The organism is Oxynema mangrovii CENA135, from assembly GCF_016632315.1.
In the GTDB taxonomy this organism is placed as follows: domain Bacteria; phylum Cyanobacteriota; class Cyanobacteriia; order Cyanobacteriales; family Laspinemataceae; genus Oxynema; species Oxynema aestuarii.
In genome coordinates, this window is record NZ_JAEOXH010000001.1 from 770,333 (window position 1) to 787,539 (window position 17,207).

14 protein-coding genes are annotated in these 17,207 nt (G+C 48.1%); 4 read left to right on the plus strand and 10 right to left on the minus strand.

Annotation, left to right across the window (positions count from 1 at the left end; all coding sequences use genetic code 11):
* From JJD41_RS03045 to JJD41_RS03060, 4 genes are all read right to left on the minus strand, one after another.
* Positions 1-595 (minus strand): hypothetical protein (locus JJD41_RS03045; protein ID WP_200664657.1); only part of this gene is annotated, 595 nt, incomplete at its 3' end.
* A 432-nt stretch (positions 596-1,027) separates the two neighbouring features.
* Positions 1,028-1,549 (minus strand): phage tail protein, encoded by a 522-nt coding sequence (locus JJD41_RS03050; protein WP_200664658.1) that lies wholly within the window; start codon positions 1,547-1,549, stop codon positions 1,028-1,030.
* Complete coding sequence (locus tag JJD41_RS03055; RefSeq protein ID WP_200664659.1) at positions 1,549-1,857, minus strand: hypothetical protein; 309 nt, start codon at positions 1,855-1,857, stop codon at positions 1,549-1,551. Before JJD41_RS03055 ends, JJD41_RS03050 begins: the two co-directional genes overlap by 1 nt.
* A 65-nt stretch (positions 1,858-1,922) precedes the next feature.
* Positions 1,923-4,412, minus strand: a complete 2,490-nt coding sequence (locus JJD41_RS03060; protein WP_200664660.1) for a substrate-binding domain-containing protein — start codon at positions 4,410-4,412, stop codon at positions 1,923-1,925.
* 164 nt (positions 4,413-4,576) lie between these two features.
* Between JJD41_RS03060 and JJD41_RS03065 the strand changes: the two genes are divergently transcribed.
* Positions 4,577-4,786 (plus strand): Nif11-like leader peptide family natural product precursor, encoded by a 210-nt coding sequence (locus JJD41_RS03065; RefSeq protein WP_168568589.1) that lies wholly within the window; start codon positions 4,577-4,579, stop codon positions 4,784-4,786.
* Between the two features lie 151 nt (positions 4,787-4,937).
* Here the strand turns inward: JJD41_RS03065 and JJD41_RS03070 are convergent, their stop codons facing one another.
* The 6 genes from JJD41_RS03070 to gcvT all read right to left on the minus strand — a co-directional run bounded on the left by JJD41_RS03070 (position 4,938) and on the right by gcvT (position 11,537).
* Positions 4,938-5,525, minus strand: coding sequence for a regulator of G-protein signaling domain-containing protein (locus JJD41_RS03070; protein ID WP_200664661.1), 588 nt, complete (start codon positions 5,523-5,525; stop codon positions 4,938-4,940).
* Positions 5,522-6,430, minus strand: coding sequence for an eCIS core domain-containing protein (locus JJD41_RS03075; protein ID WP_200664662.1), 909 nt, complete (start codon positions 6,428-6,430; stop codon positions 5,522-5,524). The genes JJD41_RS03070 and JJD41_RS03075 overlap by 4 nt, the downstream gene beginning before the upstream one ends.
* A 152-nt stretch (positions 6,431-6,582) precedes the next feature.
* Positions 6,583-8,592, minus strand: a complete 2,010-nt coding sequence (locus JJD41_RS03080; RefSeq protein WP_200664663.1) for an ATP-binding protein — start codon at positions 8,590-8,592, stop codon at positions 6,583-6,585.
* Entirely contained in the window at positions 8,593-8,814 is a 222-nt protein-coding gene (locus JJD41_RS03085) for a hypothetical protein (protein WP_234488485.1), read from the minus strand. It lies immediately after the preceding gene.
* A gap of 78 nt (positions 8,815-8,892) precedes the next feature.
* The gene (locus tag JJD41_RS03090) at positions 8,893-10,239 is read right to left on the minus strand and encodes a DUF4255 domain-containing protein (RefSeq protein WP_200664664.1); all 1,347 of its coding nucleotides are present in this window, start codon (positions 10,237-10,239) and stop codon (positions 8,893-8,895) included.
* Between the two features lie 155 nt (positions 10,240-10,394).
* Positions 10,395-11,537 (minus strand): glycine cleavage system aminomethyltransferase GcvT, encoded by a 1,143-nt coding sequence (gene gcvT, locus JJD41_RS03095; protein ID WP_200664665.1) that lies wholly within the window; start codon positions 11,535-11,537, stop codon positions 10,395-10,397.
* A gap of 1,186 nt (positions 11,538-12,723) precedes the next feature.
* Here gcvT and JJD41_RS03100 point away from each other — a divergent pair.
* The 3 genes from JJD41_RS03100 to JJD41_RS03110 all read left to right on the plus strand — a co-directional run bounded on the left by JJD41_RS03100 (position 12,724) and on the right by JJD41_RS03110 (position 17,114).
* On the plus strand, positions 12,724-13,356 hold the full coding sequence (locus JJD41_RS03100; RefSeq protein WP_200664666.1) for a COP23 domain-containing protein: 633 nt from the start codon (positions 12,724-12,726) through the stop codon (positions 13,354-13,356).
* A 525-nt stretch (positions 13,357-13,881) separates the two neighbouring features.
* On the plus strand, positions 13,882-14,721 hold the full coding sequence (locus JJD41_RS03105; protein ID WP_200664667.1) for a S1 family peptidase: 840 nt from the start codon (positions 13,882-13,884) through the stop codon (positions 14,719-14,721).
* A 20-nt stretch (positions 14,722-14,741) separates the two neighbouring features.
* The gene (locus JJD41_RS03110; RefSeq protein ID WP_200664668.1) at positions 14,742-17,114 is read left to right on the plus strand and encodes a COP23 domain-containing protein; all 2,373 of its coding nucleotides are present in this window, start codon (positions 14,742-14,744) and stop codon (positions 17,112-17,114) included.
* Positions 17,115-17,207: the final 93 nt, after the last annotated feature.

Genomic DNA, 17,207 nt, shown 5'->3' on the forward strand with positions numbered 1-17,207 from the left:
CAGTTGTTTCCGCGATATCCGAACTGGGAACTGTGTCATCGCTTTGTCTTTGAACCGCAACCGCTTCAGTCACTGATTCAGTTTCTTGGGAGATATCGGAAGTTGCAACAGTTGCGTCGGTTTGTCTTTGAACCGTTTCCGCTTCAGTCACTGATGCAGTGTCTTCCGAAATATCCCAATTTAAAACAACTTCTGGCGTTTCTCGTTGAATGGTTTCCGCTTGCGAGGTCGATGTAGTTTCTCTCGGGAGATCTGACTTGGGAGGAACTTCAGAAAGTTGTTTTTGAACTATGTTGGAATCAGTGATAAGTTGAATGGCTTTGCTGGTTGGCGAAAAAGTAATATTTTCTAAATTTTGTTTTTGAAAGCTCTCTGTTTTTAGAGGAAATTTAGATTCGCTACTTTCCTGGGGAATGAGTTGATTTTTTTGGGTGTATGAAGGGTATGAATCGGTTTCTTTTTGTCTTATTAAAGGGTTGTATTCGCCTGATGGAGTAGGGGAATCTAGACGGGGAGTGTTAAACGAGGTTTGTTCGATGTTTTGGGGTGTTTCTGACCCGATCGCGCCGCCTTCAAGGCGATCGCGTTGAATCAAGTTAGGATCGGGGATAGACGGTTGGGGAAAGGATTGCTGGTGTTGGCGGAACGATTGAGGATTTTCTGGGGAGGAGGTGGGGGAGTCGGTTGTTGTTTGGGTTTGTCTTTGTACGGGGGATAAAGATGCTGAGTTTAACCCGGAATCTTCAGGAGTTTCTATTGGTGAATTTGGCGCTAATCCTTCCTCATTTTGCCACGATTCCCACAAGTTCGATTCGGTTTCTCTAGGATAAAAATTGGAAAAATCTGAGGTTCCCGCCATCGTTCTCCCCCCCAAGGGAGAGAGAAATTTTGGTTGCAAAAAACTCTGTCCCAAAGGAGACGGACAGTGTAAGCCTCGATGCAGTCCTAATGGTCTTTCGGACTGGCGAGTTTCTCCCTCTATTGCGGGGAGGTTTTCTCGCGGATTGGCGGTGGGTTCGGACATGGTTTAACTTCCGGAGAAATAGCCTAGGGAATCTCGTTGAACTTTGGTGGCGCCTCCACTTCCGGAGGGGTTGGCGACAACTTTCAATCCTTCATAAGCGAGGGTCAATTCTTCGATCGCCACGGAATTTCCACTCGCTTGCAATGAGGGGGTTTTCCATCCGACGGGTACGGCCCCGATTAAGGTCCATCGTTGCATGGTTTCCCCGGCTTGATTGAATACTAAAATGTTGATGTTGCGTCGTTCTTTTGCCCCAGTTGATAAGATTTGATTCATCCATTCCCAAAAGGTTAAATCGTTCGTAATCCCTCTTTTGAGAGTGATATCATCAAATTTTGCTTGCTTGAGCAAAATCCGTTGTTGGTCGTTGACTCCTCCTTCAAAAAATGTTTCTTTATCGACTTGGATACTCAATCCCGAACATTCACTAAAGGAAGCGGCGATCGCGCTATCTATTTCTACATAAAATCGATTGTCTGTAACGAAGTTTGCATGATTATATTGTCGATTTTTACTCTTAGCCATTACCACCTCCTCCCATATTCACCTCGGCGTTCGCGATCGCGTCTCAATTCTTCTGCCATCATCTCCCAAACCCGATCGCCCAACTCCTGCATTAACATCGGATCTTGGAGGATTTGACCTGCTAATTTCTTCAGCCGCATTTCAGTTTGGCGATCGCCTAAACGACTGTCGAACACTAAACTCGAACTTGCATATCCTGCGGGATCGCTGACTGCGGCAATGGGGGGAAGAAAAGCTTGCCGTTCTCTTCCCTTCAATCCCGATATTTCTGCAGACCGGATGCGGCGATCGCTCATAAAAGCCCCCATTCTACTTACCAGTTTAAACTGCGCTGCGGGCGATCGTCATTAGCCAAACGTCTAAGTTTCAGCCCTTATTCCGGTAAGGGTTGCACGGGAATCAATCCCGTCTGACTTAACAACCGTTGTGCTTCCACTGTAGACAGCATTTCGGCAAATTTCTGTCCGGCAGGTACCCGACTGTTATCCCTCGGGTAAACGACGACAACCGGATAGGCTAACGGATACTGACCTCGAACAAACGCATTAACATTATAACGATAACTTCCTTTGTTGTTGCATAAGTCGGTTTCTGGTGTAATTCCTTTATTATCTGCTTCAACTAATGGCGAGATTGGCACCCGATCTCCTTGCAAAATCGCTAAGGGATAAATCGAGCATTGACCAAAAATTTTACTCAATGTCCCAAATCCTATACTCCCGATTTCTTCACGCTCAAAATCTCGGATAATGGATCGTAAAATCCCAAAAGTAGGCAACTGTAAAAACTGCGGTTCTTCGATCGTAAAACTCGTCGAATCTTGCTGGGATTGGCGTAGGCGATCGAAGGAAATTTGTGCCGATTCTTCTGGCAAAACACGCTGTTTAAAAATCTCGATCGCCTCTCCATCTGCGGGAATGTAGAGTCGGACGGGTAAATTCGGTCCGCCGAGTTCCTGCCAATTTTTGATTTTTCCCGTATATAATTTTTGAAGTTGTTCGATCGTCAAACTTCCGTTGAGGGCTGCTGGAATACTGCGATCGCGGCGCGCATAACTAAAACTAACAAAAACAACTAAACCATCGTAGGCGATCGTTTGATATCCTAATTCTGTATAAAGACTGTCTTTTGCAAATTTTTCTAAACTCGGCAAACTCATGATTCCAAAATCGACTTGTTTCGATTGAATCGCGCCGATCGCTTGCGAAATAGATTCTTTCGGTCGGTAATTTAATTCAAACTTCGGTTTGTCTTCTGCCAAACTTTCGGCTAAAGTTTTGCCTTTCTGAATTAAGTTTTCTTGAGTTAAAATATAGCTCCAGTTTCCTTGTTTTTCTCCGGTATAAGTAAAATTCCCGTCGGGAACTCCTGCCACTTCCTCAATGCAGCAAATAACGCCATTTTTTTCTTCAATGTTTTTTTGTTTGCTGCGGGCGATCGCCACCCAAATCAATAGAAATAGTAATAGAAGTCCCGCCGTTCCTAAAATTAAAAAAGGTAGCCTTTTTTGCCATTGACGATCGCCTTTCTGGGCTTCTTTTTCGGCGCTTATCTCTTCAACGACTTCAATCTTTTCTCGCACTTGTGTAGAGATAATCCCCCGTTGAAAAGGAATTTTTAATAATGCAATTCGTGCGGCTTCTGCATTGGGGAAAGCAACAGCATTGACGCCGATCGCCCGTTCGATAAACTGTTTTAATTCCGGAGTGACATCCGTCGGCCAATTTCGCTCGATTTTCGGATCTAAATGTTCGTTGGTTTCCGGATCGATCGTCTGTCCTGCTAATAAATAAAAGGCGACTTTACCGAGATCGGCTAAATCTTTTTGGGGGGAAGAAGTCGGGATTTGAGAGGCAGGGGGAATAAACCGATATTCCCACAAGGCTAAATCGCATAAATAGATCAAAAATCCCTGCCAGTCGGGTAGAATAATTAAACTATCTAAGTTTATATTTCCGTGGGTCAACCCTTCTCGAATTAAGCCGGAACGTAGACGAAATTTTTGCGTGTGGAGAAACTCCAAACTCTGTAAGATGCGATCGAGAATTTGCCAAACTTGGGCGTTCGTTAATGGCCCGGTTTCGGCGAGATAAGTGGCGAGAGTGGGGGCCGTGTCGAGATGGGCGGGAGTGACTAAATAACAGCGTTCTTCGTTCGGATCGGCGATCGCCTCGATCGGATCGACGAGGCGAAAATCTTGGACTCTACCATCGGCTAAACTCAATCCCGCCAACCGCATAAACATTTCTTTGGTTTGGCGTTCTTCAAGGCGATTAAAATACTGTTTCGGTAACAAATATTCTTTAATCGCTACCGCTTGACGATCGCTCAAACGAATCGCCCGATAAATCCGCCCCATTCCTCGCGATCGCACGAAATTTTCAATTTCATAAACCCCACGACTCCCGCGAATTTGCGTTTCTGGGGCTAACAAGGCGGGAAATCCACAGCGAAGACAATATTTCGCTTTCGGTTGTTCGTCGAGGGTTTTTTGAGTCCACGGACACTCTAACGGATTGCCCCGTTCGCATCGATAATGTTGGTAGTAAAGTTTGACTTGTTGCGGAATATATAATCCCGCCGTTTCTTGCAACTCTGGGGGCAGTTGTTCGCGATCTGTTTCAACGCCCGGTTTCCCTTTGAGGCGATCGCTCACTTTCCCTTTAATTTCTTCTACACTAGGAGTGGGAATCTCTTTGAGATATTCACTCAAAAAAGGAACCATCCACCGCATTCTCGTGGGAATGAGGTTGACCGCCCGCATCAATACACTGCTTTTAACAAAGCCAACAAACCCAACCGCCCGACTGACTTCTTTTTGGCGTGCGGTTTTGGCCAAGTCTTTGAATGATTTTTTAGCCATAATTCATCGGTATTTTAAGCAATAAGTTCTCGTCGCAGCCTCTGTTTCTAGTAGAGACGATTTGACCGGGAGATTTTATTAAAAAATATTGAAATTTTTAACGATTTTGCGCGATCGCGCGTATTGCTAGAGTAGCATTATTCTAACTCAGGTGGAGAAATTCAATGGCACAAGAAGAAGTCGTCCGCCTCTTCCGCGAGGCGCAAACCAATCCCATGTTAAAAGCTCAAGTAAATGCGGCTCCAGATTTGGAAGCTTTTGTCAGCCTCGCCCGGGAGTTGGGATACGATTTTACCCTAGAAGAATGGAAGGCAGCAACGGGTTTCCAAGTTGAAGAATTTGAATCGGAATTGTCTGAAATTCCGGGAATTTAACGGGTTTTAAAATACGCCGTCACGGGTCTCTCAGGTAGGTCGGCAATTAAAATTATGACAAAAATCAACGGAACCTGAAAAGGCTTAGAGACGCGATCGCCCGCGTCTCTAATCTATCCTTCAATTAGGCCGATCGCCCCTCCAACACGAGTTATTGCAATCCTAACTCCGTCAAGGTTTCATTGAGTTGGTTGGTGCGATCGATTTGCGCCTGTCGTTGATTGTTGAGAATGATTTGATGCTGTTGTTTTTGGGCGTACTCTTGCCGAACTTGAGCAATTTGCTGGGTAATTTCTTGTTGGAATTGGGCGTAAGCCGTCTGATTATTTAATTCGGCGATCGCCGCATCAAAGGTATCCGAACTGACCACCACCCCTTTGACCCAACCTCCTGGAGTAATAGGCTCGAAAATTCCTTGAAGATCGTTAACAAGCTGAGCCGGGACGTTAATTTGCTGGGGCGCATTCCCTCCTTTAATATGTTGGTTGTAAATATGTTTGCCAAAGCCAAACGAGGGGGCTTGCTCGAAGCGTTCGACTTTCATGCGGAAGGAGATTTCCTCTTCAATATGATTGATTAATCCCCAGGCATAATACAGCTCTTTCCAGAAGGGAAGATCTAGCGCTTCCTGAATACTTCCCGGCGCATCTTGACTCACCAAAACTCGTTTTTGTCCGGCATTCAAATCGACCGGAACTCGTTGAATTTGTTGGAGAGAAGTTTGCGCTAGATTATTCACTTTTTTCTGGAAACTTTTGCCCCCTCTTCTCCTTTCGTTTGCAGCGCTCCACCACTTTGTTGAACCACGTGGGTTAACTCGTGGGCGAGTAATTCTTGACCGCTTTTACTATTGGGATTGTAAGCCCCTTGACTGAAATGAATATCTTGTCCGGTCGTAAAAGCGCGAGCCTGTAAAGATTTATTCAAATTGTCCGACTGGGCGTTATTATGAATCCGAACGCCACCGAAATTAGCACCAAAAGCGTTTTCCATCGGAGCGCGTACGTTGTCTTCTAGGGGTTGTCCGCTTCCCCGTGTTTGCTCGATAGATTGTTCGATGTTTTCATCCGCCGTTCCTTTGGCATTGGTGCGACGTTGAACTAAAGATTTAGGTTGAATTTCATCCTCTTCCGACGCTCCGGGGATGGGACCTTTTGTCTCTTCTTCACCCATTCCGGGGCGGGGAGATTGACGTTGAACTAAAGATTTAGGTTGAATTTCATCTTCTTCCGCCGCTCCGGGGATGGGACCTTTTGTCTCTTCTTCACCCATTCCAGGACGGGGAGATTGACGTTGAATGGGTTTGCGTTGGGTGGCGCTGGCTGAATTGGCGTTACTAATTTGATTGACGACTTGAGCGGCGACGCGGTCGGCTTCTTGTTCGTATTGGTCGTTGGGGGGGCCGACGGTTAATTTCGTTTGGATGGGAGCGGTGTGGGTCGCGGAAGGCACGATCGCGATCTCACTTAAATTGTGAGATAATGGTTCGACGCGATCGCCTCGATCTGGGGAATGCTCCTCTTCTGACTCGGGAGAAGACTGGGTTTGAACGGCAAAAGGACGCGATTGCAATTGAGTGGAAATATTGGTCGCGGACTGTTGCGATCGCGATTTTTTTTGGATTTCGTGCGCTCGGGTTTTCATCGCTCCGCCTCAAAAACTATAGATCGGGGTCTAACCCAATTATCTCATTAATTTTTGGGTTGCGCCATTCGCCATAAGTCGAATAACAGTCGAATAACAATAGATGCAGAAGTATTGAGTATTTTAACGGAGTCGTCGAACGGAGTACCCCTCTAAACCCACCCCTTAACTTCTACATCGGTAAGCGGTCTTTCCATTTTCGTATATTCACTTTTTGCCGCCTGTAAAAGATGCTGCATTCCGACGGGTTCGTTGGCTTCCGCCGCCAGAAAAGCGGCATTGAGTGCAATATTACGAATGTTTCCCCCGGCGACACTCAAGCGGGATAATTTGACAAAATCGAGTCCTTCTGTGGGCGTTTCTCTCGGAAAAATACGCTGCCAAATTTCAGCCCGTTGGTTGGCATCGGGAAAGGGAAATTGAACGACAAAACGCAGACGACGCAAAAAAGCTTGGTCGAGAGAACTTTTCAAATTCGTGGTTAAAATGGCTAAGCCTCGATACGCTTCCATGCGTTGCAATAAGTAACTGACTTCGATGTTGGCGTGGCGATCGTGAGAGTCTTTCACTTCCGATCGCTTGCCGAATAAGGCATCGGCTTCGTCAAATAACAAGATCGCGCCGCCACCTTCCGCCGCGTCGAACACCCGCCGTAAATTCTTCTCGGTTTCGCCAATATACTTGCTGACCACACTACTGAGGTCGATGCGATAGACATCTAACTTTAATTCTCCCGCTAGCACTTCCGCCGCCATCGTCTTTCCCGTACCACTCGCTCCCGCAAATAGGGCGCCGATCCCGAGTCCGCGTCTGCTTTTGCTGGCAAATCCCCAGGTTTCGTATACTTTGGCACGCTGTCGCACGTGAGCCGCGATCTCCCGTAGCACTTTCCGTTCTTTGTCCGGGAGGATCAGGTCGTCCCAAGTGGCTGCCGAGTCGATCCGTTGGGCGAGTTCGTCGAGTCGGGGACGGGCTTGCACCCGGCAGACCTGCCACAATTGCTGTTGAAACCGATCGCCACGATCGCCGTCGTCCTCGCCGGAGTGGCGATCGAGGCTGCGCGCTTTCAAATAGGCGGATTGAATCCCATCGGAGGTCAGGGTAAAGTGAGAGATCAGATGTTCGATCCCTCCGTTGGGTTCGGGCAGGGTTTCGCCTAAGACGGTCCGCCAGAGGACGCGCTGCTCGTCGTAACTGGGCGGGTAAATGTCGAAGCTCATTAACGGTGCGTTGAGACCGCAGAAGCGATCGCGACTGCTGAGGATGACCGGACAGTCTAAGGCTTCGATAAAGCGGGCGATCGCCCCTTCCTTGGTCCATTCCTGGAGATCGACACGATCGCACTCGATCGTTAAGGCGCGATCGCCGAGCAACCATTCTCGCTCGCACAAACAGCGAATTAAGTTTAACTGCGTCATCTCGTTCGGCAACGCCTCCGCCGCGATCGCGTGCGACTTCAACCCCAAATCCTCACCCGTGCGGACGGCGATCGCCCGCTTCGTCGAACTGTCCGCACCGCACAACTGCAAAATCGGCAAGCGCCGCCCTTCCTGAGATGCACTCATCCAGGCGATCGCCATCTGACGGGCAATCTCTTGATGAGACGGCACCAAAGCCCCGGCAGACGGTAACTCTTGGGCAATTCCTACCAACCGTTCCTCTCCCTGCTCGATCCCGGCGAGGTAGTGCAGAATACGCTCGTCAATTCGTAACGGACTCGCCGTCAGGGCGTGACCCGCACCGATTTCGACCAGCCGCCAACGCCGCAACGGTGCCGCCGGAGTCAGCGCCGCCCAGTTCGCCTCCGGCAAGACCGCCAGCGCCAAACTAAACGTCGGATATATTTTATGTGAATCCCCTTGAGCGCGAGCGCACAAAGATCCCCAGCTTCCGTCAAATTCTAAACCAGCACAAAGTATCAGTAAATCGCGCTCGAAAGCCGACAGGTCGAACAGTTGCGCGAGACGATCTAAGGCGGCAGGGGGTTCGATCGCCTCCAACTCAGGGAGGGCGATCGCGTCTGGATCGCCGACCTGTTGCGCGTTTTCCTGCTGTTCGATCCGACGGTTCAAACCGTGGCGCACCCGGGCGATCGCCGCCATTAAGTAGCGGTGATTGGCTCGATACCAATCCGGAGTAGCGGGTGCATCGATCGAAACCATTTAGCCTCCGTTCTGTTTGAGAAGTTGTTCTAAATAGGGTTGGGCTTCTTCCGGCGACAGCAACAGGTCGCGATCGCGCATCAGAATTTCGTATTTTCCCCCGCGATAACCGTGACCGAGAATCAATCCCAAGGCGACGGCGCGATTGCCCAGTTCGGTAAGCTGGTTATAACTGAGCATTTCGATTTCGCGATCGAGTTGTCTTTTGACGAAATCTTCCATAATTTTAGACTGTTAGATTGTTAGATTTTAGATTCTTAAATTGTTAAATTGATTTCGATCGGTTCTCCCTCCAGCCGATTAGGCGATCGCCACCTTCGGCCCGACATACCAATTAAACGTGGGACTCTCCGGATCGTCATCGATCGCAAGTTGACTTTCCGCCCCATCAATATAAATCCGGATTAAATATTCCCCAGGTTTGACATCGTAGAGTGAAAATAACAACCGACTCGTGTCCTCCCGGTGAACTAACGACTCGAATTGATAACTTTTCGGGTTCTCCACAGACCATTCATTCATGGATAACACGACTTGCTGGGCGGGCGCCACCGTCACGTTAACCGTCACCCCAACACGGGCATTACGCGGTTCGTTGCCGCGCCCTTCGATCTCCTCGACCTCGACCTCCACGACGCGCGGACGCAGGACGAAGGGCAAGGCATTGGACTGTACCATCGGCAGCGTATCCCGTTCTCGGCTCAACTCGGCGATCGCCCGACCGTTATTTCCCGATCGCCGCCCGGGGGTGGCTCCATTGCCGTTCCTCGGGGGTTGGGCAGACTGGGCGATCGGGTGAAGCACTTGCAGGGTATGGACTCCCGCCCGAATGCGATCGCGCGGCAGATCCGACAGAGGCACCTTGATTTCGAGATCGCTGACCTCCGACGGAATCACTTCCAAATCCGCAAAGCGAACCCGCGCCCCCTCGTGGGCGAGATGTTTGCCCCGAATGATTAAGGTACTGTCGAGCAAAATTGGCTGGAACGGCCCGCCCTCCGGCATCACCCTTTCGAGAGTCGGTTGGGTTAAAAAGGGACCGAGACGGCCAAAATTGCGCCCGCGTACCGGGAGCGATCGTTGGTTGGGTTTGTCCCCCTCGATCGTCACCACTAACACTTTATAGGCCATCGATAAAACGTATGGCGTTTGGAAAAAGACCGACCAAACTTTTGATAAATCTTCTAAGTTTAAATCCAACGGCATCACGTTAATTTGTTGGATTTGATATTCTAAGTTAGACTCGCTCAGAAAACCAAAGGTCGAGTCGGCTAAGGTTTCGCGAATCAGATTGGAATCGAGAATTGGAAAATCGCTAAATGTGCGAATGACACTACCTAAAAGTCGTTGCGGTTCTAATTCGGCATCATTGCCATAAAAGCTCATCATGTAATATAAATCGAGGGCCGATTGTCGTTGGGCTTGGGTTCCTTTCATCCGCAATCGGGTCGAGTCCATATTGTTTAAAGCGGGATTGGTAACGACTTGATAGAGAAAGACGTTGACGCCGTGTTCCGGGGTGCCGTTGCCCAAGCTACTCGGTCGCACGGTGGTCACCCGCGCCCCATCGACATCGAGCTGCACGGCAGCTTGTAACGTTCTTTGTAAAGTCGCCGTCACGGTGGCGATCGCTAAATAGTTACTCATAGCCCTGAGCCATTGATTTAAAATATGGGAAGAATGCCCGTGTTTACCCCCATAATAGTCTGCGATCTGAGGGATAAAAATAGGAAAAAAGTTTAGAAAAGGAAGGGGGCAGACCGAAGGTGGGCGATCGCGCCACCACCGATCGCCCGTGGCGGTTATTTGCCTTTGTGGGGAGAACGATAAAACGGTTTTTTAACGACTTTTCCCGGATAGGTTTTGCCGCGAATTTCTACTTCGATGTCCTGACCGACTTTCGCCAACTCGACCGGAACGTAAGCCAGGGCGATCGCCCGTTCCAAGGTCGGCGACCAAGTGCCACTGGTGACCTCACCCACGGTTTGGCCCTCAAAGACCACGGGATAACCGTGACGCGCGATCCGGCGCCCTTCCATTTCCAAGCCGACCAAGCGCCGTTTGAGTCCGTATTCCCGTTGCCGTTCGAGGACGTCGCGCCCGATGAATTCGCCTTTGGAGTCCAAGTGAACCAACCATTTCAAGCCCGCTTCTAGGGGGGTCGTGGTGGTGGTAATATCTTGACCGTAGAGGGCCATTGCCGCTTCTAACCGGAGGGTATCGCGACAGCCCAAACCGCAGGGACGGACCCCAAATTCGAGGAGCGATCGCCACACTTTGACCGCAGTTTCCGGCGAGACCATCACCTCGAAGCCATCTTCTCCAGTGTATCCCGTGCGCGCTAAAAAGCCCGTTTCGCCACAGATCGCGGCTTCTACGTGACCGAACGCAGGAATGGCGGACAAATCCGCTTCTACCAGTTTTTGCAGGTATTCCACTGCTTTGGGCCCTTGAACTGCCAGCAGGGCTTTTTCTTTAGAGAGGTCTTGGAATTCGATCTCGGCGCTTTCGAGTTGGGCGGTCAACCAGGCTTTATCGCGCGATCGGGTCGCCGCATTGACGATCGCCATCACCCGAATTTGGCCGGATTCGTCCGTTCCTTGGTGATAGACGATGATATCGTCGAGAATCCCGCCTTGGGCGTTGAGTAGGACTGTATATTGTGCCTGTCCGGCTTCCAAACGACTGAGATCGGACGGCACCAGTAATTGCAGTTGGGCGATCGTCTGTTCGCCTTTCAATGCAAATTTACCCATGTGGGAAATATCGAACATTCCCGCAGCATTGCGAACGGCGTGGTGTTCGTCCGCAATCCCAGAAAATTGCACGGGCATTTCCCATCCCGAGAACGCCGTCATCCGGGCGTTGAGTTCGACAGCTTCCTCGTACAGGGGAGTTCTGGCAAGGGGGCGAGTCGTCTCTCGTGCAGTTTTTGGCTGAGCCACTATTCGGGTTACCTCCTCGCGAGTTAAACATTCTCCATCTTACGGGAAGGGGGGAGGCTACCGAATCGGTGGGGCGGGGGAACGGCTGAGCAATAGTGAATAATACAGCACTCGGGCGTCTGATGAGGTACAGTGCCGATCCCCCTATCCCCCCTTCGCCCCCCTTTCAAAGGGGGGTTGGGGGGATGGTTGGGGGGATTTCGAGGGGAACGAGGAAAGTCCCCCTTTTTAAGGGGGATTTAGGGGGATCTAAATGTCTTGCAGAGCAGAGAAAAATGCTGTAGGGCGGGGAAAGAGTTGCCTACTCTACTTCATTACTGTTGTCACGGGTAGGGTGGGCAAATATTTGGTCACCCTACTTTTGTTACTCCGAGAATAGATTCACGAAACTCCGACAAGACTGAACGTCTAAATTGCATTAATAAAATCTTTAGATTCTTTGCTCAAGCTGTCCAATCTTAGGATAAAATTGCAATTCAAATACATAACCGAGGCTTACTAAATATTTTCGATCGAAATAAAAATCACTATTTTTTTCCTTTAATTAATCTTTACAAAATTAATTTTTGCGATATTTCCCGACATCGGGCGACATTAGCTTAAATTTTCTTGGCGAGAGACTAGCGAGAGGCGATTCGAGGCGATTCGAGGCGATCGGGGGTTGAACCCTTTGCCAGATCGAGGATATCACCTCAGTTTAGATCGAGGTTATATCCTAATTGTTGCCGAATCATGGGGTCACATCGGCGATCGGGTGAGGTAGTGGTTTCAATTTGTTGATAAAGTTCGCGTGAAGTGTCGCAAAGTGTCGCAAACCGTCTCAAAATATTGCAAGTTAGGGCAGTTGACAAGGCAGATTTATATTACCTAACATTGGGTTCAACAAGTTTAAAAGTGAATCGAGGGTGCCTTGAAGCACGCAACAACCCCAGGGGGTTTAGTGAAATATTTATTGACGGATCTACCCAATGCCCGGTTCACTGTTCCGGGACTTGAACTCAGCTCAGTTTGTCCGATTTGACGATTGGTTTTTTCTTCCGGTAGGAGAGAAATTTATCCGTAGTTTCACTGAGATTCAGTGAGGGTGTCCTTCGTTTCTAGGCTCTGCCTGGAAATGTCCCAATATGAAGCTCTGCCTCAAGTTTATGTTTGTTTTTCTGAACCCAAATTATCGCGGAGAATCTTAATGAAGTTGAATTTAGCTGTTAAAACGTTGCTGGCAACTTTTGCCCTATCTGCGGCGCTACCTTTAGCGGCTGTTGCTGAGTCCACCTCAGCATCGATGAAGCAATACTCAAGTGGTTCTAATAGTACCCGGTTTGTTTGTCGTAGTTATTACGACGAGCGATCTGGGTACACATATCCAGCAACGTTTGCCACGCGAGGAAACAAGCAATCACCTCCTTTACTAGTGTGGCGGACTAACTATTTTGGATCGGAATATCCTCCCGAAAGGCGCTGTAATGACGTTACGCAAAGATTCAACGACGTAGTAAGCTTTTATGGCGGAAGCTTACAAGGTTTACAGCTAACACATGGAAAGGTAAATGGTTCTACGGTTCTTTGCGTCGCCCGATATTATGGTGATGTTTGTACGTCGGAGAATATGCTATTCACCTTAAGACCAGAAAATGCACGTCGGGCGGCAGGAATTGTGCAGCAAATTGGAGCATTTTCACAAGGATATAGTAATGTTCCTCCAGTTTATGAATCTGGTGGCGAACAAGTTTATGTCGATCTGGGGGGTATGCTCGAACCCGAATTAAATTCTTCTGGTTCTGGTTCTTATCAAGAGGAAGACGATTTCCAAGGGTGGTAAGGAGTTATGCAAAATTCGGTTTTGGTGACAGCGACCGTCAGGGAATTAATTTCCTGGCTAATAGCCTAAGCCTGCCCCCGTGTTAGCCGAAACCCATGCCGAAGGCTATAGGCGGGGGTCGGTTAAAACCGACTGAAATTCTGAAATCCAGTTTTTGTAGGTTGGGTCGAACAAATTAAAACCCAACATCAGAAATCTGATAAAACCATCAGAGTTTACGCTTTCTTTTAATACCTAACCCCAAATGTAGGGGTGATTCGCGAATCACCCCTACCATATATAGAGATAATGCGTAAGTTCTGGAACAATCATCTGTGGTTCCCGTGAAAACGAGAATCCAGGAAAAGTCTCTGGTTGGGTTTCGTGGACGCTAGACCCAACCTACGAGTTCCGAATCGCCATGAGGAAAAACTGCCTGTGATGCTTGGGTTAATCCATTTACAATTGTGGAAGTTATTCATAATTGCTGGCTCGGTGGCGAGTTTCTTTCTATTTTGGGTTCTCAACTCCATCCCCGATCGACAGATGTCAGTAACTTCAGCACAAGTCGCTCCAAAAGTTCGGCTGGTCAATAAACCACAAGCCCTCAATCAATCTTCGGTCAGTCAATCGGTGCCAGAAATTGCTCGACAGGTGACAGTGCGAGTGATCGGTAATCCAGGAGTGAGTTCGGGAGTGCTAATCGCCCGTCGCGGAAACACGTATACAGTTTTAACTTGCCAGCATTGTTTGTCCTACAACTACGATAGTGCTTCGGCAAGTCAGTTTCAGGTGCTAACTGCCGATGGGTTAACCCACTCAGCGCAGTCTTTACCGGCTGACGAGTTTGGCTCTGTGGATCTGGGATTGGTTCAATTTACCAGTTCTCGCCGTTATCAAGTGGTGGAAATAGCTGAGTCTCAGTCTCTCTCTGTGGGCGATCCGGTTTATGTGGCCGGATTTCCCAAGTGGCATGGGACGAACCCAAATCGAGTGGAAGATACTAGCGACTGGGGGTGGGATGCCTATCGATTGACTACGGGTGAAGTGGGGATGTTGTTGAATCGTCCCCTAGAACGCGGCTATGGGTTGGGCTACACGAACGATATTGAAACCGGGATGAGTGGCGGGCCGGTTTTAGACCGATATGGTCGGTTGGTGGGGATTAATGGGCGATCGAAATATCCCTTGAATGGGATGGATGCGTTTGTATTTGAAGATGGCAGTCGTCCATCAGTGGCATGGTTTCGAGACATGGAAGCGTTGAGTTGGGCGATTCCGATTAGCCGATTTGAGCAAGTTCAGGGGCGCGGTTCGGCGAACTCTGATGTTTCTCCTCGGTCTCCAGTTCCCACTCGTCGTGAAATGGAAACTCCAGGTTGGTAATTTCAGTTAAGGAATTGACAATGTTATTCAGATTTTCTCAGATTAAATTTTTATCTCATTTTCTCCTGGGAATGGTCACGGTCTCTGCTTGGGTTGCCAGTCCGTTTGCAGCCGTGAGGGTTTTAGCGAATGAAAATGAGTGTGATGAAGCCCGATCGATAAATACGTCAGGCATACCTGAATCTGCACATCAGTTAACCGTAAGAGTTGAAGTTAGAAGGTATTTTCCTGGACCTGACAACCGATGTGCAATAGCTAGCGGTTCGGGAACACTTATTGCTAGAGAAAATGGCAACCAAAAAATTTACAAGTACACTATATTAACAGTCGCTCATAATTTTGGTATAAATACATATATTTTTGAAGATAAACAATTAAAAGACAAGAAGGTAGAACTCATAACCCATGACGAGAAAAGATATGAAGTAACAGCAGAAAACGTTACGCGCTTTAACTCGGATGAAAGATATGGTCTTGATTTAGCTGTGGCAACATTTGAAAGTGATGTAGAATATCCAGTTGCTACCTTGGCTCCTTTACCAGAAGGAGTCAGTTATGAGATTCGAGAACAGCAAGAACAACTTGTAAGAGTGACAGGTTGGCCTAACGATGAAGTAAAAAAAGGTCAACCTGTATTATGGCACAACCTAGGAATAATTAATCCACACGAAGATTATGACTACTTAGGTACAGCAGAAGAAACAAGGCGCGGCTATGTTATGGGATATAATGCTGAGACAGCAAAGGGAGTTAGTGGTGGACCAGTATTTGATGAGCAAGGACGGCTTATAGGAGTTCATGGTCAAGGCAGCGCAGATGAGCAAAATGCAGGTGGCCCAAGTTCTGAAAATATTATTGGCCAAACTGTTTCAGGGGGAATTCCCATTAACACTTTTACCGATCAACTACCAGGTTCAGATCGAAGACCTAAAGACAGGAATACTTTATTCGACAACCTTGAGAAAATCGGGTTAACAATCGGTTCAAGTTCAATGTCAATACAAGCAAGTCTTCCACCTAGCGACTCAGGTAATGACAATATCGCTGAAAATTCTTCTCAGTCTATAGATACTTATCTTGAGCAAGCGGCTCAACATTGGAAAAAGGCGATGACAGCATTAAATGCTTCTGCTGGAGCCGGATGTATCCCAGAATGCCGGGAAGAAGCGGAAAAAGCACTGGCTCAATATGACCAGGCATTAGAGATTATTGGTAATAATCCTTCCAGAGTCCGTGCCCGGGTTTTAGTATTTCGCGGCATCGTACACCAACTCCTAGGAAACAGTAGCAAAAAAGAAAGTGATTGGGAAGCAGCCAGCAAGATAATTCAAGGAGGAGGCGAACCTTTAGCTTATGTCTGGTTAGGCAATACTCTATACCGTTGGGGAAACACACAGAAAGCAGAAGAACTCTGGGACGAAGCCGTCAACATTGCCAATAGTGACGATAATGCTGATGTTTACTTAGAAATCGGCCAATTTCTGATCCAAAATGGCCGCCGTGAAGAAGGGCGGGAATATTGGAATCGTCTCATCACTAGCTTGCCGGAAAACTCTGTTATTCGCCGTAAAATCGCTGACAAGTATACTTATTTTGCAATGGTCGGTTACGATGACTTCGCTTATGACGCAGCAGCATTAGAACAGGCAAACAAAGCAGTGGAATTGGCTCCTAATAATCCCTACGCTCTCTACGATTTGGCAAAAGTCCAGGCTAACTTAGGAAATACCGCAGCAGCAGAAGCCACTTTACAGCAAGCGGCCAGTAACTGCGAGGAAAGCATTTGTGGTACATTAATTGAGGACTTAAATGAAGAGAAACAGCTCAACGTAAATATAGCTTGGGGAGGGAATACATTCGGAAGAGATGAACAATCAAGCGGCTCCTCTAACTCAAATAATCAAGCATCAACTGTCTCCTCTGAAGGGAGCGCTCCAGAACAAGAATTCACCCCCGATCCAAATCGAGAGATTGCAACTGGCCCGACTTATTTCTGCAATGACGCGAGCCGACAAACTATGCGTCGAAGTCAACCCCTAATTGAGTGGCAGTCGAGAGAATTTGGACGGCAATATCAGCCAGACGATCGCTGTACTTATGTTTCCAACCGACTTGAATCTTATGAAACAGACGGTCTTTTAAATCAGGCTCAAATCGATAAAGTTACTTATGGGGTCATCAACGGCTATCGCGTTTTATGTATTGCCACCGATGAAAACGCAGCAACAGCTCGAAATTGTGATAGTGGACAATTGATTGTCACCCTCGGTTCTGTAGATCGAATCAGCATAGGAGAAGCGGACGCAGCACTCAAAGAATTTAAGGATGCGCTGCTCAACCCCAACTACGTCGGCCCCTTAGACAACATTAAAGGAGTATCAAAACCGGAATAATTATTGATGTTTTATCAGGGTTAATTTGCTGCGTTACATCGGCGCCATCCCAGATTATTTGTAGTTCGCAAAAATCTCAGCGCCGACTAACAC